This window comes from Janthinobacterium sp. 35, assembly GCF_002754575.1.
GTDB lineage: Bacteria > Pseudomonadota > Gammaproteobacteria > Burkholderiales > Burkholderiaceae_D > Janthinobacterium > Janthinobacterium tructae.
The window spans coordinates 2,672,457-2,693,319 of record NZ_PEFN01000001.1 but is presented as its reverse complement, the minus strand read 5'-3'; the positions used below and the strand labels follow the sequence as shown (position 1 = coordinate 2,693,319).

The window sequence follows — 20,863 nt, the reverse complement described above, 5'->3', positions numbered from 1 at the left end:
TAGTCAGTCTTTTCCGGCATACAAGCTGGCCGTCCTGGCCGCCAGCTTGGCCGCGGCCTCATGCGAGCGGGCAACTTTTTGCTCCATCTGCAACGATACAGGCAAAGCGGCGCGCATGGCAGCGGCAATGGCCGGGTGCAACTGCGCCGCGCGCCCCGCCAGCACCACGGGACGGGGGCCGTAGCGCGCCGTCAGGGCCAGCGCCAGGCGCGCCAGTTCCTGTCCCGCGCGCTGCAAGATGTCCAGCGCCAGCGGGTCGGTGTCCGCACTGGCGGCGACCGCCAATGCCAGGCGGCCGATGGCGCCCCGGTCCTGGCCATACATGAAGGCGCGCGACAATGACCAGTCGCTGCCGCCGATATGCGCAAACACGGCTTCGGCCATGGGCGAGCTTTGCCAGCTGCCGGGAGCCTCATCTTCGCGGCGCCAGATGTGGCGCAAGGCTTCACGGGCGATCCAGTAGCCGCCGCCGCCATCGTCGAGCAGCACGCCGCGCCCGCCCGCGCGGTGAAACACGCCATCCGTATCGATCCAGGCGGCGATCGAGCCCGTGCCAGCGTAGACCAGATAACCTTCGCCTGGTTCAAAACTGTCGCGATAGGCGATGTCGATATCGTTGCCCACGCTGACATCAGCGGCGTCCAGCGCCAGCAAAGTGGCCAGCGTTTGCGCCAGCACAGCGTCGTCGCCGCCAAAACCCGTCAAGCCCGCCACCACGGCGCGGGGCTGGCCGACGGCCAGCACGGCACGGCACAGCCCGGCAAACGTGGCGTGCACGGCTGCGCGGCCCGCATCGCTGCTCATTTGCAAGGCAGACAAGCCTTCCACGGCGCCCTCGGCCACGATGACGCCATCCGCAGTGGCCAGGGCCCAGCGCGTCTGCGTGCCGCCCGCGTCGATGCCCAGGCCCAGCACGGGCACCGCATTATTGGCTGTAGGGAAGGAAATCATGGCATTAGTGTAAAGCCAAGCTGGGCTTGCAGGCATGAAAGCTTGCGCATGTTTCATGCCTGCAGGTTATGGACTACCGTTGAACGGTCAACAATTACTTGGCGGCGGCCGTAAACGGTGCGCGCACGGTGACGCGGGGGCTTTCATTGCCGAGACGGTCCACCGCGCTGACCACCACCGCATTGACTTTACCAATGGCATCGTCGACCAGGGTCAGCTCGCCCTGCATGCCCGTGACCACGCTAAAGCGCCAGTCTTCGCCGTAGCGGGCCCAGACCGCGTACTGCGCCACGGGTTTGCCGCCGCCCGCCGTCAATTTGACGTTCAGGCTGGTGGAATCGCGGCGCAAGGCCAGCACGGGCGTACCCGGCGCTTCCTTGCCCAGCCATGGCGTGGCGGGAATCAGGGCGGGGCTTTGGTACACGGTCGCCTTGAGTTGCTCGCTGACACCCTTGCGGTTCTGCATCAGGGGCACCATGCTGAAATGCACCTGTCCATTCGCACCGGGACGCGTGCGCGTCACTTCGATCTGCTTGATGATCTCTTGCGGCGTGAAGGACTTGGCGGAATTGTCGATGCGGCTCGTATACAGACCCGGCCACACGTGGCGGCCATACGGGTTTTGCGCCAGCCAGTAGTCGAGCAGCACGCCAAACGCTTGCGGCGCCTGCGCCACGGGCCAGTACAGCTGCGGCGACAGATAATCGAGCCAGCCCTTGGACAGCCACAGTTCCGCATCCGCATACAATTTATCGTACTGGCTGAAGCCGACGATGCCGGCAGGGCGGCGGTCGGGACGGCCGATGCCGAACGGGCTGATGCCGAAGCGCACCCAGCTCTTTTCGCGGTGGATGCCGGTATACAAGGATTCGATGAGCTGGTTGACGTTCTGGCGGCGCCAGGAAGAGCGGTCCAGTTGGCCACCGGCCAGCAGATATTGCTGCCAGGAAGGCTCATCGGGAAACGGCAGTTCGCGCTTGGCGCCGCCATTGCCCGCGTCCAGCGCGGCCGTCTCGGCTCCCGCACCGGCGCCGGGCGCGTCGATCGGGTACGGATAAAAGTAATCGTCGATGTGCACGCCATCGATATCGTAGCGGCGCACCACGTCCAGTACCACGTCCGTCGTGTGCTTCGAGGCGGCGGCATCGCCCGGGTCCATCCACAGGTAGCGGCCGTATTGCTTGACGGACGCCGGGTTGGTGGAGGCGAAACTGTCGCGCGCCAGCGGCGACTTGGCCGTCGCGTGACGGGCCCGGTACGGGTTGAACCAGGCGTGCAATTCCAGGCCGCGCGCATGCGCCTGCGCCACCCAGAAGGCCAGCGGGTCATACATGGGCAATGGCGGCTGGCCTTGCTTTCCGGTCAGGTATTCCGACCACGGCTCCAGTTGCGACGGGTAAATCGTATCGGCGCTGGGCCGCACCTGCAGCACAATCGCGTTCAGATTCAAGGACTTGGCGCGGTCGAGGATGGCGATCGCCTCGGCTTGCTGCTTGGCGACCGGCAAATTGCTGCGGCTGGGCCAGTCGATATTGGCGACCGTCGAGACCCAGGCGGCGCGGAACTCGCGCGGCGCCGGCGGCGGCACTTCGCCCGTGATGTGCTGCACGGGCGGCACGGCCGGCAAGCCCGCGTCGCCCGGCGTCACTGCGGAGGGCATTTTGGTGCTGGTGCAGCTGCTGAGCAATGTGGCGGTGGCCAGCGCGGCCAGCACGCCAGCCGTGGCGCCCAGGCGTTTTTTCAAAGTAGACAACAAAACAATTCCTTGCAGTGGTGAAGCGCAGGTCTATCGGTGCGGGCATTTTACTGTGCGCCCGCCATCCTTGCGGGCGCACAGTTCAAAAGAATCAGGCCTCGGCCTTCTTGCCGAATTCGGGATCGATCTTGACCAGCGCGGCCATGATGAAAGCAGGAATGGTGGCGATGCAGACCCAGATGAAGAAGTGCTGGTAACCAAGCATTTGCTGTATCCAGCCGCTGGCCATGCCGGGCAACATCATGCCCAGGGCCATGAAACCCGTGCAGATGGCGTAATGGGCCGTTTTATGCGCGCCATCGGAGACCATGATCATGTACAACATGTAGGAAGCGAAACCGAAGCCATAGCCGAATTGCTCAAGCGCAATGCCGCCAGCGATTACATAGATGCTGCTGGGCAAGGCGCTGGCCAGGTAGACGAAGACCAGGTCGGGCAAGTGGACGGACAGCACCATGATCCACAAACAGCGTTTCAAGCCGAAGCGGGAAATGATGAATCCTCCCAGCAAGCCGCCGAGGGTCAGGGCGATCACGCCGATGGTGCCGTAGACCAGGCCCACCTGTTCCGTGCTCAGGCCCAGGCCGCCCTTGGCGACGGGGTCGAGCAGGAAGGGCGCGGCCAGTTTGAGCAGTTGCGCTTCGCCGAGGCGGAACAGCAGCAAAAAGCCCAGGATGACGACAATATCCTTCTTCTTGAAGAAGGCGGCAAAGGTGGCGATGAATTCTTGCAGCGGGGAAATACCCGCTTCCTGGATGCTGGGGCGGTCGTCCTGCGGTTTCGGCAGAATAAAGTAGTGGTACAGGAAGAGGGCGATGAACAGTCCCGCCAGAATCGCGAACACGACGGACCAGGCCAGTTGCACATTGCCCGTCGCATGCGTCAGGTAGCCGGCAAGAAACACCAGGCCGCCCTGGCCGGCGATCATCGCCAATCGGTAAAAGGTGCTGCGCACGCCGACGAAGGCCGCCTGCTGATGCTCTTCCAGGCCCAGCATATAAAAGCCATCGGCGGCAATGTCATGCGTGGCGGAACTGAAGGCCATCAGCCAGAAGATGGCCAGGCTGATCTGGAAAAAATGCGGCAGCGACGTGGTCAGGGCCACCAGCGCCAGCGCGGCGCCAATCACCAGCTGCAAGCCGACGATCCAGAAGCGCTTGGTGCGGTACATATCGATGAAGGGCGACCACAGGGGCTTGATGACCCATGGCAAGTACAACCAGCTGGTATACAGCGCGATATCGGTATTCGAAAAACCGTAGTTCTTGTACATGATCACGGACAAGGTCATGACCACGACATAGGGGATACCCTGGCCGAAATACAGGGAAGGGATCCACAACCACGGCTTATTTGACGGCTTATTCGCGCGCGCCGGGGCGGTTTGTTTCACTAGCTCCATACATCCTTCTTGGTCTCCCAGACAGAAGAATGCCGCGCCATCGGATCACGCCGCCAGTGCCGCCCGCACACTGCCGTCCGCGCCGGCCAACAATGCCTGTGCCTGGTTTGTGTTGATTTTTTTGATCAAGGCAACGATCGCCACCTTGACGTGATAGTGGCATTGCTCCAGCACAGCCCTGGCCTGCATTTCGCTGGCACCGGTGGCATGCATGGTCAGACGCACCGCCCGCCAGATCAGCTTGGCGTTGGTCGGCTTCAAGTCTACCATCAAGTTTCCGTAAGTTTTGTGCAAACCCACCATCAGGGCGCTGGAAATCGTGTTCAGGGTGATTTTTTGCGCCGTGCCCGCTTTCAGACGCGTGCTGCCGGAAATGACTTCCGTGCCCGTGTCGAGCACGATGCCGCATTGCGCCTCGTGCGCCACGGGGGCGCCCACATTGTTGGCGATGCCGATCGTCAAGGCGCCTGCCGTGCGCGCAGCCAGCAGCGCGCCCAGCACATACGGCGTGGCGCCGGAGGCGGCAAGCAGGATCACCACATCGTTGACCTGCGGTTGCAAGGCCAGCAAATCCCGCTCGCCTTGCTGTACATCATCTTCCGCCCCTTCGACGGCCACAAACATGGCGCCGGCACCGCCGGCGAGGATGGCGACGGCCCGCTCGGGCGGCCAGGAAAACGTGGGATTGAGTTCCACGCTGTCGAGTACGCCCAGGCGGCCCGAGGTGCCGGCCCCCACATACAGCAAGCGTCCGCCGGCCGCGATGCGGGGCAGGGCAGCCGTGATGGCGGCAGCAATGTCGGGCGAGGCCAGCCGCACGGCTTCGACGGCCCAGAACTGGTCATCGACCAGCGCCGCCACCAGTTGCTCCACCGGATACAGGTCCAGGTCCGGATGCCGCCGGCTCGGGGTTTCAGTTTTCAACATGATTTCAGAACATAGTTGAACGTGAAACCAGTTTAATACCGATGTGCAAGATCAGCCATGAAAGCTTGGCGGGCGTGCATAACGGGAGTTTATGGCTGGCGCAGGAACGTGGCATATTACTTGTACTTCGATACGCTCCCATTTGTGTCTATACTTCGATTCGACGCCCTAATCCACGACACGCCCCATGATCGCTCGCCAATTGCTGTTCCTGTTTAGCGCCCTGGGCGCCATCAACGGCATTTTTCTGGCCGTCTATTTTTTCAGCCGTCGGCCTCGCTGCCTGGCCGACTGCATGCTCGGTGCATTGCTGCTTGCCGTCGGAGTGCGCACCGCCAAATCCGCCTTCCTCTACTTCAATCCGGCGATCGCCATCGAATTCCGACAGCTGGGCCTGTCGGCCTGCCTGCTGATCGGTCCCCTGACCTATCTCTATGTGCGCTCTTTCCTGGCCGGACGTGCACAACTGCCTGCCGGACCACAATGGCGCTGGCATCTGGGCTTGTCCTTCCTGCTGATAGGCATAGGCGTTGCCTTTCCATATTCCGCGTATCGTCCTGCGTGGGACCTGTCGAGTCATGCCATTCACGTGTTATGGCTAGGCTACCTGCTGGCAACTGCCAGGCTGCTGTGGCAAAGCCGCCATGCATGGCTGAACGACGGACAGCGGATGGCCACCAGCAGCGTGCTACTGCTGAGCGTCTTTGCAGGCAGCTGTGTCATGCTGGCGGCGTACGCGAGCACGCCGTTCACGTCCTATATTGTCGGTGCCTTGTCGTTCACCTTCTCGCTGCATGTCGCGGTCATGGTCTTTCTGCTGAGAAAGGAAACCTCGACGCTTGCCGACCCCAGGCAGAAATACCAGAATAGCCGCCTGACGCACGAAGATGGACTTGCCGTGCTCGCGGCGCTGGAACAACAGATGAGCGGGCAACAATCCTATCTGAATCCGAACCTGACCCTGGCCCAGCTGGCCAAGCGGGCGGGATGCACGCAGGCGCAGGTGTCGCAAGTACTGAATGACCGGCTGAGCAAAAGCTTCAACACCTACGTCAACGAATACCGTATCGCCGAAGCGAAACAGCTATTGACCGACGAGCCGCAACTGAACATGGATATCGTTGCCGAGCGCTGCGGGTTCAATTCCAGTTCCACCTTCTACTCCACCTTCAAGAAAGTTGCTGGGCAGACACCCGCCAGCTTCCGCGCCCAATCTGGCCAGGCGGCCAGGCCTGTTTCCGCGTAAAACCGCTCCGGAATCGCCATTCCGGAGTCTGACATCGTGTTTGGCGACATCCATTCCCCTGCATTTCGATAACTTATCGACCACCAGCGACCTGAAATAGTCGTTGCTCCGATAAACGTCGTTCTCCATGCAGGGTAAATCCATGATTCAATTTTTAATGCGCACGCTACTCGCCTGTTGCTTGCTCAGCAGCGCCGCCGCCGGCACCGCCGCCACCGCAGACCAGGACGAAAATGCCATCCGGGAGACCGTGCACTTGTATCTGCACGGCACCAGCTTCAACGTACCGGACGAGATCAACCAGGCCTTCCATGCTACCGCCCGCCTTTACCTCGACGGTAAAAACGGTGCGGAATGGGAGTTGAGCGGTCCGGAATACGCCAAACTCTTTTCCCAGGAGAAAAAAGGGCAATTCAATGGGCGCCACGGACGACTGATCAAGGTGGAAGTGAGCGGCAAGGTGGCCAGCGCCAAGGCCGAGATCCACATTCCCCAGCAAGGCGTGCGCTATGTGGATGTGTTTCTGTTGAAAAAGATCGCCGGCCACTGGAAGATCATCAGCAAGTCGGCCGATCGCGAGCCGGCAGCTCCGCGCCAGGCACGCAAGGTGCTGCTGGTCGTGTCGAATGTGCATCAATATCCGGGCACAAAGGTTAACGCAGGCAATAATTTTCCCGAGCTGGCGTATACCTACGACGCCTTTCGCAAAGCAGGGTACGCGGTCGACTTCGTCAGTCCCGACGGTGGCGCCATTCCTTTGGAAATGATCGTCACGTCGGACGAGTTGCTCAAGAAGCATCTGTACGACAGTGATTTCATGTGGGCACTGGCCCATACCAAACCCGTCGCCGAGGTCAGGGCAGACGAGTATGCGGGCATGGCTTTCGTCGGCGGCGGCGCGGCCATCGTCGGCGTCCCGGACAACCAGCCGCTGCAGGACATCGCTGTGCGCATCTATGAACGACAAGGTGGGGTGATCGCAGCCATCTGCCATGGCACCGAGGGCATCAAGAACCTGAAGCTCAGCGACGGTACTTTCCTCATCCAGGGCAAGGTGCTCACCTCGTTCCCCGATGCGTTTCTCAACAAGGAATCACCGGTCTACAAGGCCTATCCCTTTTCGGCGGAAGCGAGCATCAAGCGCCATGGCGGCATCTTCAGGCACGGGGCCAACGGACAGAGCCACGTCGAGGTCGATGGCCGGCTGGTGACCGGCATGAGCTGGGAGTCGTCCGTCGGCGTGGCCGAATCCATGATCCGCCTGCTCGAACAGTAGATTTATGGCGCGCGGCGCATTTCGGCGACAAAGTCGTAATGGTCGCTGCGGCAATACGAATGCGTCAGTTCCACCGCTTCGCCCGACTCCAGGTAGGCGATGCGCGTGATGAACAGCACGGCCTGGCCATCGGGGATACCCAGTTGCTTGGCCAGCACGTCCGTCGCATTCATGGCGCGGATGTGCTGCAAGGCGCGCACGGGGGCCTTCTTGATGCTGTTCAAGTATTCGTACAGCGAATCGCCCACGGCGGCCGGGTCCGGCACCACGCTGAAGGGCAGCACGCTCACTTCATACGCCATCACCACGTCGTCAGCCAGGCGCAAGCGTTCGAGGCGCGCTACTTTCGTGTTCTGCGCCAGGCCCAGGCTCAGCTGTTCATCGCTGCTGGCGATGACGACTTCGCGCTTGAGCCAGCGCGAGCCGGGGCGGTAGCCGCGCTGCTGCAGCTGCTCGGAAAAGCTCGACAGGTTCGACAGCGGCTGCTCGATGCGCGGGGCAATATAGTTGCCCGAACCACGGCGGCGCACGACGAGGCCTTGCTCGACGAGCTGGTCGATGGCCTTGCGGGCAGTCACGCGCGATACGTCGAGCAGTTCGGACAGGGTACGTTCAGAGGGCAGGGCCTGGTCTACCTGGTAGCGGCCATTGCGTACGTCATCGCTCAGCTTGCGGGCGATCTGCATATATAAAGGCGAATTGTCATTTAAATCGACCTTGAGTTCTACGCTGGTCTGGCTCATACAGTTCTCCTTGTCCTCCTAGTGTAATAGCGATGGCGCTTGCGCGTAGCCCATCCACCTATGAATAAATGGAAAATGACCATAAATAACGGTTATACATTTAAAAAAACAATGTTTTACCGTACGTATAGCTTTGCATTATAGATAAATAAGCAATTTTCATTGGCGTAGTCAAGCATCCCCCCCTATGCTGGCAAGGCGTCCATCCACCATGACACAGGGAAAGCATGATCAACAAAATGACGGGTTTGCTGGGCCTGCTACTGCTGGGCACGACCTGGACGGCACTGGCCACCCCGCCCGGCAGCGGCACTGAGCCACGCGTGCCACAGGCACAGCAGCGCGCGCTCGATGCGGCGCTGGCCGCCATCGTCGATGACCCGGCCCATCCGCTGGCCAGCCTGTCCGTGCTGGCCATCCGCCACGGCAAGGTGTCGTATCAGCAGCAATTTGGCTACCGGCACATCGGCGCCACGCCGGCGCAGCATTTGCCGGTGACGCCGGCCACGCTGTTTCGCATCGCCTCGGTATCGAAGATGATGACCACTGTGGGCCTGATGCGGCTGGTCGAGCAGGGCAAGCTGAGCCTGGACCAGGACGTGGGCATCTATCTGGGCTTTTCCCTGCGCAACCCGCATTTCCCTCAGCAAGCCGTGACCTTGCGCAGCTTGCTCAGCCACACTTCCTCGCTGCGCGACGCGGGCGGCTATGCCTGGGGCCCCGAACGCAGCTTGCGCGACGTGTTTACGGCCGGCGGCGACCTCATGTGGGATGCGGCCATGCCGCCAGGCCGCTATTTCACGTATTCCAATCTGAACTGGGGAGTCATCGGCACCGTGATGGAAAAAGTCACGGGCGAGCGCTTCGACTTGCTGATGCGCCGTCTGCTGCTCGATCCCCTCGATGTGCGCGGCGGCTACCACCCGGCGGCCTTCCCGGCGGCGGACGTGGCGAACACGGCCACCCTGTACCGCAAGCGCACCTTGGAGACGGAACAGTGGCAGCCGCACGGCCCCTGGATCGCCCAGGCCGATGATGTTTACCAGCGTCCACCCGCCGTGCCCGCTGGTCTCGCCAACTATGTGATCGGCAGCAACGCCACCGTCTTCAGTCCCACGGGCGGCTTGCGCATTTCCGCCGCTGACTTGGGCAAGATCATGCAAATGCTGCTCGACGGTGGGCGCTACCAGCATCAGCAGTTGTTGCAGCCGGCCAGCATCGCCCTGATGTTTGCCCGGCAATGGCAGCTGGCGCCCGATGGCGGCAATGGCAACAGCGAGCGGGGCCTGTACCGCGCCTGGGGCCTGGGCAACCAGCAGTTCGATGCCGTGGCGGGGCAGGGCAATAGCCTGGTCGAGGGCGCCAGTTTCACGGCCGTGGGCCACCTGGGCGACGCGTATGGCCTCGTCTCCGCCTTCGTGCTCGATTTCAAGAACAGGAATGGCATGGTGATGCTGGTGGGCGGCGCGGGCAGCGATCCCGCGCAATATCCCGGCACGTATTCCGCCATGGGGCGCAGCGAGGAGTTGATCCTCACGGCGCTCTACCATGGTGCGATTGCCAACAATCAATCCCTGCCTTGAAATGGTGCATTCCTGAAAGTTATGGCTGCACCATGATGTTTCATTGGCTGCCTTGGCGGCCAGCCTCTAAGCTCTTCCCGAATGCTCCCGCACCATGGGAGCGCAACGCAGCGAGGCAACATGCAGCAACACGTCATCATCATCGGCGGCGGCGTCGTCGGTCTGACATCGGCCTGGTGGCTGGCCGAGGCCGGCTACAAGGTCACGGTACTGGAACGCAATGAACAAGTGGCGATCGCCGCCAGCTACCGCAATGGCGGCCAGCTCAGCTATCGCTATGTGGCACCGCTGGCAGACGCGGGCGTCCCCCTGAAAGCCCTGCAATGGCTGCTGCAGAAAGATGGCCCGCTGCGCTTCCGGCCCGAGGCCGACTGGCGCCAGTGGCGCTGGATGGCCAGTTTCTTGCGTAATTGCAACAGCGCCAGCAATGCCCGCACGACGGCCAAGCTGCTGCAACTGGGAGAATTAAGCCGCGCCGGCATGGCGCAGCTGGAACTGAGCGTGCCGCCCGAGGCGTATGCCTGGCGCGATGCGGGCAAACTCATCGTCTACCGCTCGCCCGCCATCTTTCAGCGGGCCGTGGCCCGGCCCGAGTCGGAAGAAGCGCGCATCGTCTTGTCGCCACAGGAAGCGGTGCAGCGCGAACCGGCGCTGGCCGCCTTGCAAGGCTCCCTGGCGGGCGGCATCTTTACCGAGGGCGAGGCGGTGGCCGATTGCCACGCCTTTTGCCTGGCGCTGGAAACGCGCCTGCTGCAGCACCCGAATTGTTCGCTCATATTAAAAGGCGAGGCGCGCCGCCTCGTCACGCACAAGGGCAGGATCACGGGCGTCGACACCAGCCTGGGCCTGTTGCAGGCGGATCACTATGTGCTGGCGGCGGGCATCCAGAGCCGCGACCTGGCCGCCACGGCGGGCGTCTACCTGCCCCTGTACCCGCTGAAGGGCTACAGCCTGACGGCGCCCATCCGCGCGCAAGACCGGGCGCCCGAGATCAGCATCACGGATTTTGAGCGCAAGGTGCTGTATGCGCGCATTGGCAGCGACCTGCGCGTGGCCGCCATGGTCGACATGGTGGGCGCCGACAACAGCATCGATTGGGACCGCATCGCCGGCCTGACGCGGCTGGCGCGCGAAGCCATGCCGCACGGCGCCGACTACGACCAGGCCACGGCCTGGGCCGGCCTGCGCCCCGCCACGCCGAACAGCGCGCCGCTGGTGGGCGCCAGCACCTACGCCAACCTGTGGCTCAACGTGGGCCACGGCCCGCTGGGTTTTACGTTTGCCGCCGGCACGGCGCGCATCCTCGCCGATCTCATGGCCGGCAAGGCGCCGCCGTTTGCGCTGGACTTCCTCAGCCCGAAAAAGTAGCTGGCCAAGGCGGCGCGCACGCGCCGCTGCCGATATGACGGATAATTGCGGAACTTTCCTGTTCCCCTATCCGCGTCCGCATGCCCACACCCTCGACATCTGCCGCCTGCCCCTGTGGCGGCGCCTCCTACGCCAGCTGCTGCGGCCCGTATATCGCGGGCGACGCCTTGCCGCCCACGGCCGAAGCTTTGATGCGTTCGCGCTACACGGCGTTCACCTTGCGCGACGAGCCCTATCTGCGCGCCACCTGGCATGCCAGCACCCGTCCCACCGACGCTTTATTTGCCGAAGAAGAAAAAGTCCACTGGCTGGGACTTGAGGTAAAATCTGCTTTACGTTTACGTCAACGTAAAGCAGTATCAGCAGATCAAGCCGAAGAGATACACCGCGACAGCGTGGAATTCGTGGCCCGCTACAAGGTCAACGGCCGCGCGCACCGCCTGCATGAAGTGAGCCGCTTCGTGCGCGAGGCGGGTGACGGTGGCATGCGCTGGTTTTATCTCGACGGCAGTTTTCCCGAATAGCGCGACCCGAGAGACCGGGCGATCATAAAAAGGAACCGCAATGCCGCACATCGAAAGCAAACTCAATCCGCGCAGTGAAGATTTCAAGGCCAATGCCGCAGCCATGCAAGCCATCGTCGACGATTTGCGCGACAAGGTGGAAAAGATCGCGGCTGGCGGCGGCGAAGCGGCGGCCGCCAAGCACCTGGCGCGCGGAAAGCTGCTGCCGCGCGACAGAGTGCAGATGCTGCTCGATCCCGGCACGCCCTTCCTCGAGTTTTCCCAGATGGCGGCCTACGCCATGTACCAGGACGCCAAGGGCGTCGATGCGGCGCCTTCCGCCGGCATCATCACCGGCATCGGCCGCGTCTCGGGCCAGGAATGCGTCATCGTCTGCAACGACGCCACCGTCAAGGGCGGCACGTATTACCCGATGACGGTGAAAAAGCATTTGCGCGCCCAGGAAATCGCCGACCAGAACAACCTGCCCTGCATCTACCTGGTCGACTCGGGCGGCGCCAACCTGCCGAACCAGGACGACGTCTTCCCCGACCGCGACCATTTCGGCCGCATCTTCTACAACCAGGCGAACCTGTCGGCCAAGGGCATCCCGCAGATCGCCGTGGTGATGGGCTCTTGCACGGCGGGCGGCGCGTATGTGCCGGCCATGAGCGACGAATCGATCATCGTCAGGGAGCAGGGCACGATTTTCCTCGGCGGCCCGCCGCTGGTGAAAGCGGCGACCGGTGAAGTGGTGACGGCGGAAGACCTCGGTGGCGGCGACGTGCACACGCGCTTGTCCGGCGTGGTTGACCACCTGGCGCAGAACGATCTGCATGCGCTGTCGCTGGCGCGCACCATCGTCTCGAACCTGAACCGTAAAAAACCGCAGCAGATGGCGCTGCGCGAATCCGTCGAACCGGCATACCCGACACAGGAACTGTATGGCGTGATCCCCGTCGATACGCGCAAGCCCTTCGATGTACGCGAAGTGATCGCGCGCATCGTCGACGGCAGCGATTTCGACGAATTCAAGGCCCGCTACGGCACCACCCTGATCTGCGGCTTCGCGCATATCTATGGCGTCAAAGTCGGCATCATCGCCAATAACGGCATCTTGTTCTCCGAATCGGCGCTGAAAGGCACGCATTTCATCGAATTGTGCTGCCAGCGCAAGATCCCGCTCGTCTTCCTGCAAAACATCACGGGCTTCATGGTGGGCCGCAAGTACGAAAACGAAGGCATCGCCCGCAATGGCGCCAAGATGGTCACGGCCGTGGCCACGGCCGCCGTGCCGAAATTCACGGTGATCATCGGCGGCAGCTTCGGCGCCGGCAATTACGGCATGTGCGGCCGCGCGTTCTCTCCGCGTTTCATGTGGATGTGGCCGAATGCGCGCATTTCCGTCATGGGCGGCGACCAGGCCGCGTCCGTGCTGGCCACCGTCAAGCGCGACGGCATCGAGGGCAAGGGCGGGCAGTGGAGCGCGGACGAGGAAGCGGCCTTCAAGCAGCCGATCAAGGATCAATACGAACATCAGGGCCACCCGTACTATGCCACCGCGCGCCTGTGGGACGACGGCGTGATCGACCCGGCCGACACCCGCATGGTGCTGGGCCTGGGGCTGTCGGCCGCCTTGAACGCGGAAATCCCGGACACGAAGTTCGGCGTATTCCGCATGTAAGGAGGGAGAAAATCATGGAATTTGAAACCTTAAAGCTGGTCATCGAGGGCAATGTCGCCACCGTGACCCTGAACCGCCCGGACGTGCGCAACGCCTTCAACGAGACGACGATCGCCGAACTGGCGCGCGCCTTCGAAGGCCTGGGGCGCAGCGACATGGTGCGCGCCATCGTGCTGGCCGCGAATGGCGCGGCCTTTTGCGCCGGTGCGGACTTGAACTGGATGAAGAAGATGGCAGGCTATACGCATGCCGAAAACCAGGCCGACGCGCTGCAGCTGGCGCAGATGCTGCGCACGATTTACCTGTGTCCCAAGCCCGTCGTGGCGAAGATCCAGGGCGACTGCTATGCGGGTGGCATGGGCCTCGTCGCCGCATGCGATATCATTCTGGTTGCGGAAGACGTGCATTTCTGCCTGAGCGAAGTGCGGCTGGGACTGATCCCGGCCACTATTTCACCGTATGTCATCAAGGCCATGGGCGAAAACGCGGCACGCCGCTATTTCCTGACCGCAGAGCGATTCTCTGCACAGGAAGCGCTGCGCATCGGCTTTGCCCACGAGGTAGTCGAGGCAAGCGCGCTGGACGCGAAAACCTTTGACGTGCTCAAAGCGCTGACGGGCAACAGCCCGCACGCCGTGGCGCAAGCAAAAACGCTGGTGCGCGAAATCGTTGGCCAGCCGGTCGATGACGCGCTGCTGGCGGACACCGCCGAGCGCATCGCGCACATCCGCGCCTCGGAGCAGGGCCGCGAAGGCGTGCAATCGTTCCTCGACAAGCGCAAGCCGAGTTGGCTCATGGGCTAGTTAATAGTCCAAAGCTCATGGACTAAGAATATCATTGGAGCAGTTTTGAAAGCAGAAAAACAATCGGGCTGGGTCGAACGCAGTCTGCGCAGCGTGTGGCATCCGTGCACGCAAATGCAGCATCACGAGACTGTACCGCTCATCCCCGTCAGCCATGGCCGCGGCGCCTGGCTGTATGACCACGAAGGCCGACGCTACCTGGACGCCATCAGCTCCTGGTGGGTGAACCTGTTCGGCCACGCCAATCCGCGCATCAATGCGGAACTCAAGGACCAGCTGGACCGCCTGGAACACGCCATGCTGGCCGGTTTCACGCATGCACCGGTGGTCGAACTGTCGGAAAAGCTGTCGGCATTGACGGGCGGCGTACTCGGTCACAGCTTTTACGCGTCCGACGGGGCCTCGGCCGTGGAAATCGCCCTGAAAATGAGCTTTCACGCCTGGCGCAACAGCGGCAAGAGTGACAAGCAGGAATTCGTCTGCCTGAAGGGCAGCTACCACGGCGAAACCATCGGCGCGCTGGCCGTCACGGACGTCGCCCTGTTCAAGGATGCCTACGGCCCCCTGCTGCGCGCCACGCAGACGGTGATGTCGCCCGACTTCCGCCAGGCAGCTGAAAACGAAACGGCGCAGGACGTGGCGCGCCGCGCGGCCGCCGAAGTTGAGCAGCTGTTTCAGGAAAAAGCCGACAAGATTGCCGCCATCATCATCGAGCCGCTGGTGCAATGCGCCACCGGCATGGCCATGCATGACCCGCTGTACCTGTCGCTGGTGCGCGCCCTGTGCGACCGTTATCACGTCCATTTGATCCTCGATGAAATCGCCGTCGGCTGCGGCCGCACGGGCACTTTCTTTGCGTGCGAACAGGCCGGCATCTGGCCCGACTTCGTCTGTCTGTCGAAGGGCATCAGCGGCGGCTATTTGCCCCTGTCCCTCGTGATGACGCGCGAAGACATCTATCAAGCGTTCTACAGCACCGACGTGCGGCGCGGCTTCTTGCATTCGCACTCGTACACGGGCAACCCGCTGGCCTGCCGCGCAGCGCTGGCGACCCTGGCCATCTTCGAGGAAGACGACGTGCTGGTGGCCAACCGGGTGCGCGCCGCCAAGATCACGCGCGCCCTGGCGCCGCTGGCGCAGCATGAGCGCGTAAAACACTTCCGCCAGCAGGGCATGATCTGGGCATTCGATGCCGTCGATGCGGCGCCCGATTTTTCGCGCCGCTTCTTCAGCACGGCGCTGGAACACGAACTGCTGATGCGTCCCATCGGCTCCACCGTCTACCTGATGCCGCCATATATCCTCGACGACGAGGAAATCGCGGGCCTGGGCCAGCAGACGCTGGCCGTCTTCAACACAGTGATCGGGGCCTGAGATGGAACTGATCGCGCGATTACAACAGCAGCTGCAAGGGCTGGAAGAGCGTAGCCTGATCCGCCGCCGCCGCACCGTCGACACGCCGTGCGCGCCGCGCCTGACGGTGGACGGACGCGACATGCTGGCCTTTTGCAGCAATGACTACCTGGGCCTGGCGTCGCATCCGCGCATCGTCGCCGCGCTGAAAGAGGGCGCCGACCTGTATGGCGCCGGCAGCGGCGCTTCGCACCTGATCAGTGGCCACAGCCGCGCCCACGCGCAGCTGGAAGAACGGCTGGCCGCTTTCGTCGGCGCCAACCTGGAGCAGGCGCGCGCCCTGTATTTCTGCACCGGCTACATGGCTAATCTGGCTGTGCTGACGGCCCTGGCGGCGGGCGATGCGGACACGGAGATTTTTTCGGAAGCGCTGAACCACGCCTCGCTGATCGACGGCACGCGCCTGGCCCGCGTCAAGACGCGCGTGTATCCGCATGCGGACCTCGATGCCCTGGCGGTCCTGCTGGCGGACAGCAAAGCCAAAACCAAAATCGTCGTCACCGACAGCATCTTCAGCATGGATGGCGACCTGGCGCCGCTGCCCGCGCTGCTGGCCCTGTGCGAGCAGTACGGCGCCTGGCTGGTGGTCGACGATGCGCACGGTTTCGGCGCGCTGGGCGAGAATGGCCGCGGAGCGCTGGAACACTTCGACCTGCATTCGCCGCACCTGGTCTACGTGGGCACCCTGGGCAAATCGGCCGGCGTGGGTGGCGCTTTTGTTTGCGCGCACGAAGCCGTGATCGACACGCTGATCCAGAAGGCGCGCCCCTACATCTTCACCACGGCGGCCGCGCCCGCGCTCGCGCATGCGCTCTTGGCCAGCCTGGACATCATCGCCGGTGACGAAGGAAAACAACGTCGCAGGCACCTGGCGGCGCTGGTGGCGCAATGGAACGAGGGCTTGCAACTGCAACACTGGCAAGCCTTGCCATCACTGTCCGCCATCCAGCCCGTCATCATCGGCGACAACGCGGACATGCTGGCCGTCGCCGCCCAACTCTACCAGCAGGGACTGTGGGTCGGCGCCATCCGCCCGCCCACCGTGCCAGCCGGATCGGCGCGCCTGCGCGTGACCCTGTCGGCCGGCCACACGGCGCAGGAAGTGGCGCAATTGATCAATGCAATCAACACCCTGGAAAGGACACGCCATGAGCCTTGATGACCCTATCGTGGCGGCAGTGCTGGCGGACCTGGCGCCGGCCGTGCAGCCGGCTCCGGCCACTGCCGGCCTGCCATCGCGCTTTGCCTGTTTCGTCACCGGCACGGACACGGAAATCGGCAAGACCTTGACCTCGTCGGCCCTGCTGCACGCGCTGGTGGCGCGCGGCGTGCGCGCCTGCGGCATGAAGCCCGTCGCCGCCGGCGCCGAGATGCGCGACGGCGAACTGCATAATGAAGACGCCGACAGCCTGATCGCCGCCGGCAACGTCACCATGCTGCGCAATATCACCACGCCCTACATGCTGAAGGAGCCGGCCGCGCCGCACATCGCCGCCGCGCTCGAAGGCGTCAGCATCGAGTCGGTGCCGATCCTGGCCGCCTACCTGGAAATTGCCGCCGCCTCGGACGCGGTCGTGGTCGAAGGCGTGGGTGGTTTCCGCGTGCCGCTGTCGCCCGGCTTTGATTCGGCCGACCTGGCGCAGCAGCTCGACCTGCCCGTGATCCTGGTGGTCGGCATGCGTCTGGGCTGCATCAGCCAGGCCTTGCTGACGCTGGAAGCCATCGAAGCGCGCGGCCTGACGGTGATCGGCTGGGTCGCCAACACCCTGGAAGTGGAAATGCGCTTCCTCGACGAAAATATCGATGCGCTGATCGAGCGCATCCCGGCGCCGCTGCTGGGCAAGGTACCGCGCCTGGCGCAACCGAGCGCGCAAGCGGCGGCGGCGTATCTCGATTTCACCGGCTTGCCGAACTGGCCGGCGCAGCATCCCAACACTTAAAACGTATCCAAAAAATAGAAGCGAAGGAATCACATGTCTCACGTCCAAGAAGCAACAAAAACCGTCGAACTGCACCGCCCTGCGGCGCGCATCACCGTGCCGGAAGCGGCCACCTGGCCCGTCGCCGATGTACTGGCCCTGTTCGACCTGCCATTCAATGACCTGATGTTCAAGGCCCAGCAAACCCACCGCATCAACTTCCCCGATGGCGACGTGGAACTGGCGACCCTGTTATCGATCAAGACGGGCGGCTGCGAAGAAGACTGCGGCTACTGCCCGCAAGCTGCCCGCTATGACACGGGCGTGGAAGCGAAAAAAATCCTCGACATCGACACGGTGCTCGACGCGGCGCGCCAGGCGAAAGCCAATGGCGCCACGCGCTTCTGCATGGGCGCCGCCTGGCGCAGCCCGAAAGAGCGCGACATGGAAAAAGTCGAAGAGATGGTGACCAAGGTGAAGGCGCTGGGCCTGGAAACCTGCGCTACTTTGGGCATGCTGGAAGAGGGACAAGCGGACCGCCTGAAAAACGCGGGCCTGGACTTCTACAACCATAACCTCGACACGGCGCCCGAGTTCTACGACAACGTCATCTCCACGCGCGAATACCAGGACCGCCTGGACACTTTGGGCCGCGTGCGCGAAGCAGGCTTGAAAGTGTGCTGCGGCGGCATCGTCGGCATGGGCGAAACGCGTCTGCAGCGCGCGGGCCTGATCGCCCAGCTGGCCAATTTGAATCCGTATCCGGAATCGGTGCCCGTCAACCATCTGGTACAGGTGGAAGGCACGCCTTTGTTCGGCCTGGAAGCGCTCGATCCATTTGAATTCGTGCGCACGATCGCCGTGGCCCGCATCACCATGCCGAAGGCGCGCGTGCGTTTGTCGGCGGGCCGCCGCCAGATGGGCGAAGCCGTGCAAGCGATGTGCTTCCTGGCTGGTGCCAATTCCATCTTCTACGGCGACAAGCTGCTCACCACCGACAACCCGGAAGCGGAAGACGACCGCGTCTTGCTGGGTAAGCTGGGCCTGCAGACGCGCGGCGCCATGCTGGACTCGGTACAGAAAGAGAAGTGCGGCTGCTGATGACAGCCTTGTCGGGTTACGCCGTGCCGGCTAACCCGACCTACGATATCCAGCCTCACCATGCGTAGGTCGGTTTAGCGCGTTGCGCGTAAACCGACAAACCAGCAGACAAGGTCCGCCAAGAGACAGCTGCCCCTTTTTGAGAGAATAGAGAGAGACCATGTTCACTAAAATCCTGATCGCCAACCGCGGCGAAATCGCTTGCCGTGTCGCCGCTACCGCGCGCCGCATGGGCATCCACACCGTCGCCGTGTATTCGGAAGCGGACGCCAACGCCAAGCACGTCGCCGTGTGCGACGAAGCCGTCCTGATCGGCCCCGCGCCGGCCAAGGAAAGCTATCTGTGCGGCGACAAGATCATCGCCGTGGCGCTGGCCACTGGTGCCCAGGCGATCCACCCTGGCTATGGCTTTTTGTCCGAGAACGCCGACTTTGCCGACGCCTGCCACGCTGCGGGCCTGGTCTTCATCGGCCCGCCGGCGTCCGCCATGCGCGCCATGGGCTCGAAATCGGCCGCCAAGTCGCTGATGGAAAAAGCCAATGTGCCGCTGGTGCCCGGCTACCACGGCGAGAATCAGGATGCGGACTTTCTGCACGGGCAGGCCGACAAGATCGGCTACCCCGTGCTGCTGAAAGCATCCGCTGGCGGCGGCGGCAAGGGCATGCGCGTCATTGACAACAGCGCCGACTTCAAGGCCGCGCTGGCCTCGTGCAAGCGCGAAGCGATCAGCTCTTTCGGCGACGACAAGGTGCTGGCCGAAAAATACCTGTCGCGTCCGCGGCATATCGAAATCCAGGTATTTGCCGACACGCTCGGCAACTGCATCTACCTGTTCGAGCGCGATTGCTCGGTGCAGCGCCGTCACCAGAAGGTGCTGGAAGAGGCACCGGCGCCGGGCATGCCGGCGGAGCGCCGCGCCGCCATGGGCGAGGCGGCCGTCGCCGCCGCCAAGGCCGTCGGCTACGTGGGCGCGGGCACGGTGGAATTCATCGCCAACCAGGATGGCTCGTTCTACTTCATGGAGATGAACACGCGCCTGCAGGTCGAGCATCCGGTAACGGAAATGATCACCGGCACCGACCTGGTGGAATGGCAGTTGCGCGTCGCCTTTGGCGAACCGCTGCCGAAAAAACAAAGCGAACTGACGATCCACGGCCACGCCATCGAGGCGCGCATCTATGCGGAAAATCCGGAGAAGGGCTTTTTGCCGTCGATCGGCACCCTGCGCCACATGCAGTCGCCATCGGCCGTCACGTTCGAACTCGGTGGCACGCTGGTGCCGGCCGCCGTGCGCATCGATTCGGGCGTGCGCGAAGGCGACGCCATCTCTCCCTTTTACGACCCGATGATCGCCAAGCTGATCGTCTGGGGCGCGGACCGCCGCGAAGCGCTGGCGCGCATGGCGCAGGCGCTGTCGGAATACCAGATCGTCGGCCTGGCCAGCAATATCGCCTTCTTGAAACGCCTGGTCGAAGGCCAGGCATTTGCCAACGCGGACCTCGACACGGGTTTGATCGAGCGCAATCAGGCGTCGCTGTTCCCCGCCCTGCAGGCGGCACCCGACACGGCCCTGGCGCTGGCGGCAGTCAGCCTGCTGACAGAAGAAAAAAACGCGTCCGAAGCGCAGTCGAGCAACCCTGCCGACCCATGGGGCAATGCCCTGGGCTGGCGCTTGAACAGCACCCTGGGACGCAGCCTGGCGTTTGCCGACGAATTCGCGCTGGCCAGCGACAGCAAGGCCTATGCCGCGCGCGTTGCCTATAAAACCGATGGCTGGCTGTTCAACGGCCAGCCCCTGAGCCTGACGGCGCGCACAGGCAACGAGCTGCACATCAAGCTGGGCGAACGTGCCGTGCACGGCACGGTGCTGCGCGATGGCGAGCAGTTCCACGTATTCACCAATGGCCTGCACCACACCCTGCATTACAGCGACCCGATGGCGCATGCGGGTGAAGTGGAAGCGGAAGGCGGACGCCTGACGGCACCGATGCCGGGCAAGGTCGTCGCCGTGCTGGTGAACAAAGGCCAGGACGTCAAGAAGGGCGAGCCGTTGGTCATCATGGAAGCGATGAAGATGGAGCATACGATCGCCGCGCCGCACGACGGCCTGGTGGAAGACGTGCTGTATGCAGTCGGCGACCAGGTGGCCGACGGCGCGCCGCTGCTGGCCTTCAAGGCGGCCGCATAG

The 20,863-nt window shown here is 63.2% G+C and carries 17 protein-coding genes; 12 read left to right on the top strand and 5 right to left on the bottom strand.

The features are described from left to right. Positions 1–3 precede the first annotated feature (3 nt). The 4 genes from CLU93_RS12090 to CLU93_RS12075 form a co-directional block, all read right to left on the bottom strand. A complete protein-coding gene (locus tag CLU93_RS12090; protein ID WP_257224938.1) occupies positions 4–951 on the bottom strand; it encodes an N-acetylglucosamine kinase in 948 nt (315 codons plus the stop codon). 94 nt (positions 952–1,045) lie between these two features. After that, positions 1,046–2,707, bottom strand: a complete 1,662-nt coding sequence (locus CLU93_RS12085; protein ID WP_099761424.1) for a glycoside hydrolase family 10 protein — start codon at positions 2,705–2,707, stop codon at positions 1,046–1,048. A gap of 91 nt (positions 2,708–2,798) precedes the next feature. Then, positions 2,799–4,109, bottom strand: a complete 1,311-nt coding sequence (locus CLU93_RS12080; protein WP_099761422.1) for an MFS transporter — start codon at positions 4,107–4,109, stop codon at positions 2,799–2,801. Positions 4,110–4,154: 45 nt separating this feature from the next. Next, positions 4,155–5,036 carry an N-acetylmuramic acid 6-phosphate etherase gene (locus CLU93_RS12075; protein WP_099761419.1) on the bottom strand — a complete coding sequence of 294 codons (882 nt, stop codon included), beginning with the start codon at positions 5,034–5,036 and terminating at the stop codon, positions 4,155–4,157. Positions 5,037–5,223: 187 nt separating this feature from the next. Between CLU93_RS12075 and CLU93_RS12070 the strand changes: the two genes are divergently transcribed. Together CLU93_RS12070 and CLU93_RS12065 are read left to right on the top strand one after the other, a co-directional pair. Continuing rightward, positions 5,224–6,282, top strand: a complete 1,059-nt coding sequence (locus CLU93_RS12070) for a helix-turn-helix transcriptional regulator (protein WP_099761416.1) — start codon at positions 5,224–5,226, stop codon at positions 6,280–6,282. A gap of 142 nt (positions 6,283–6,424) precedes the next feature. Next, the gene (locus tag CLU93_RS12065) at positions 6,425–7,558 is read left to right on the top strand and encodes a nuclear transport factor 2 family protein (RefSeq protein ID WP_180287844.1); all 1,134 of its coding nucleotides are present in this window, start codon (positions 6,425–6,427) and stop codon (positions 7,556–7,558) included. A gap of 2 nt (positions 7,559–7,560) precedes the next feature. Here the strand turns inward: CLU93_RS12065 and CLU93_RS12060 are convergent, their stop codons facing one another. Continuing rightward, positions 7,561–8,301 carry a GntR family transcriptional regulator gene (locus CLU93_RS12060; protein ID WP_099761411.1) on the bottom strand — a complete coding sequence of 247 codons (741 nt, stop codon included), beginning with the start codon at positions 8,299–8,301 and terminating at the stop codon, positions 7,561–7,563. A 227-nt stretch (positions 8,302–8,528) separates the two neighbouring features. Here CLU93_RS12060 and CLU93_RS12055 point away from each other — a divergent pair, with 227 nt between their 5' ends. The 10 genes from CLU93_RS12055 (at position 8,529) to CLU93_RS28820 (ending at position 20,863) form a co-directional block, all read left to right on the top strand. Beyond that, positions 8,529–9,884 (top strand): serine hydrolase domain-containing protein, encoded by a 1,356-nt coding sequence (locus tag CLU93_RS12055; protein WP_257224937.1) that lies wholly within the window; start codon positions 8,529–8,531, stop codon positions 9,882–9,884. 81 nt (positions 9,885–9,965) lie between these two features. Beyond that, positions 9,966–11,252, top strand: coding sequence for a D-amino acid dehydrogenase (locus CLU93_RS12050; RefSeq protein WP_099761409.1), 1,287 nt, complete (start codon positions 9,966–9,968; stop codon positions 11,250–11,252). A 68-nt stretch (positions 11,253–11,320) separates the two neighbouring features. Further along, positions 11,321–11,776 (top strand): YchJ family protein, encoded by a 456-nt coding sequence (locus tag CLU93_RS12045; RefSeq protein WP_180287994.1) that lies wholly within the window; start codon positions 11,321–11,323, stop codon positions 11,774–11,776. A 40-nt stretch (positions 11,777–11,816) separates the two neighbouring features. After that, a complete protein-coding gene (locus CLU93_RS12040; RefSeq protein ID WP_099761404.1) occupies positions 11,817–13,439 on the top strand; it encodes a carboxyl transferase domain-containing protein in 1,623 nt (540 codons plus the stop codon). Positions 13,440–13,453: 14 nt separating this feature from the next. After that, entirely contained in the window at positions 13,454–14,242 is a 789-nt protein-coding gene (locus CLU93_RS12035; RefSeq protein WP_099761401.1) for an enoyl-CoA hydratase/isomerase family protein, read from the top strand. 45 nt (positions 14,243–14,287) lie between these two features. After that, positions 14,288–15,616, top strand: coding sequence for an adenosylmethionine--8-amino-7-oxononanoate transaminase (gene bioA / locus CLU93_RS12030; protein WP_099761398.1), 1,329 nt, complete (start codon positions 14,288–14,290; stop codon positions 15,614–15,616). 1 nt (position 15,617) lies between these two features. Continuing rightward, positions 15,618–16,814, top strand: coding sequence for an 8-amino-7-oxononanoate synthase (gene bioF, locus CLU93_RS12025; RefSeq protein ID WP_099761396.1), 1,197 nt, complete (start codon positions 15,618–15,620; stop codon positions 16,812–16,814). Beyond that, positions 16,804–17,595, top strand: a complete 792-nt coding sequence (bioD, locus tag CLU93_RS12020; protein WP_099761393.1) for a dethiobiotin synthase — start codon at positions 16,804–16,806, stop codon at positions 17,593–17,595. Before bioF ends, bioD begins: the two co-directional genes overlap by 11 nt. Before the next feature lie 33 nt (positions 17,596–17,628). Beyond that, a complete protein-coding gene (gene bioB / locus CLU93_RS12015) occupies positions 17,629–18,675 on the top strand; it encodes a biotin synthase BioB (protein ID WP_099761390.1) in 1,047 nt (348 codons plus the stop codon). Positions 18,676–18,835: 160 nt separating this feature from the next. Then, positions 18,836–20,863, top strand: a complete 2,028-nt coding sequence (locus CLU93_RS28820) for an acetyl/propionyl/methylcrotonyl-CoA carboxylase subunit alpha (protein ID WP_099761388.1) — start codon at positions 18,836–18,838, stop codon at positions 20,861–20,863.

Excerpts from the sequence above, each read along its gene's own strand:
- CLU93_RS12090 (WP_257224938.1), bottom strand. The coding sequence starts at position 951 with ATGATTTCCTTCCCTACAGCCAATAATGCGGTGCCCGTGCTGGGCCTG.
- CLU93_RS12080 (WP_099761422.1), bottom strand. The coding sequence starts at position 4,109 with ATGGAGCTAGTGAAACAAACCGCCCCGGCGCGCGCGAATAAGCCGTCA.
- CLU93_RS12075 (WP_099761419.1), bottom strand. The coding sequence starts at position 5,036 with ATGTTGAAAACTGAAACCCCGAGCCGGCGGCATCCGGACCTGGACCTG.
- CLU93_RS12070 (WP_099761416.1), top strand. The coding sequence starts at position 5,224 with ATGATCGCTCGCCAATTGCTGTTCCTGTTTAGCGCCCTGGGCGCCATC.
- CLU93_RS12065 (WP_180287844.1), top strand. The coding sequence starts at position 6,425 with ATGATTCAATTTTTAATGCGCACGCTACTCGCCTGTTGCTTGCTCAGC.
- CLU93_RS12060 (WP_099761411.1), bottom strand. The coding sequence starts at position 8,301 with ATGAGCCAGACCAGCGTAGAACTCAAGGTCGATTTAAATGACAATTCG.
- CLU93_RS12055 (WP_257224937.1), top strand. The coding sequence starts at position 8,529 with ATGATCAACAAAATGACGGGTTTGCTGGGCCTGCTACTGCTGGGCACG.
- CLU93_RS12050 (WP_099761409.1), top strand. The coding sequence starts at position 9,966 with ATGCTCCCGCACCATGGGAGCGCAACGCAGCGAGGCAACATGCAGCAA.
- CLU93_RS12040 (WP_099761404.1), top strand. The coding sequence starts at position 11,817 with ATGCCGCACATCGAAAGCAAACTCAATCCGCGCAGTGAAGATTTCAAG.
- CLU93_RS12035 (WP_099761401.1), top strand. The coding sequence starts at position 13,454 with ATGGAATTTGAAACCTTAAAGCTGGTCATCGAGGGCAATGTCGCCACC.
- bioF (WP_099761396.1), top strand. The coding sequence starts at position 15,618 with ATGGAACTGATCGCGCGATTACAACAGCAGCTGCAAGGGCTGGAAGAG.
- bioD (WP_099761393.1), top strand. The coding sequence starts at position 16,804 with ATGAGCCTTGATGACCCTATCGTGGCGGCAGTGCTGGCGGACCTGGCG.
- bioB (WP_099761390.1), top strand. The coding sequence starts at position 17,629 with ATGTCTCACGTCCAAGAAGCAACAAAAACCGTCGAACTGCACCGCCCT.
- CLU93_RS28820 (WP_099761388.1), top strand. The coding sequence starts at position 18,836 with ATGTTCACTAAAATCCTGATCGCCAACCGCGGCGAAATCGCTTGCCGT.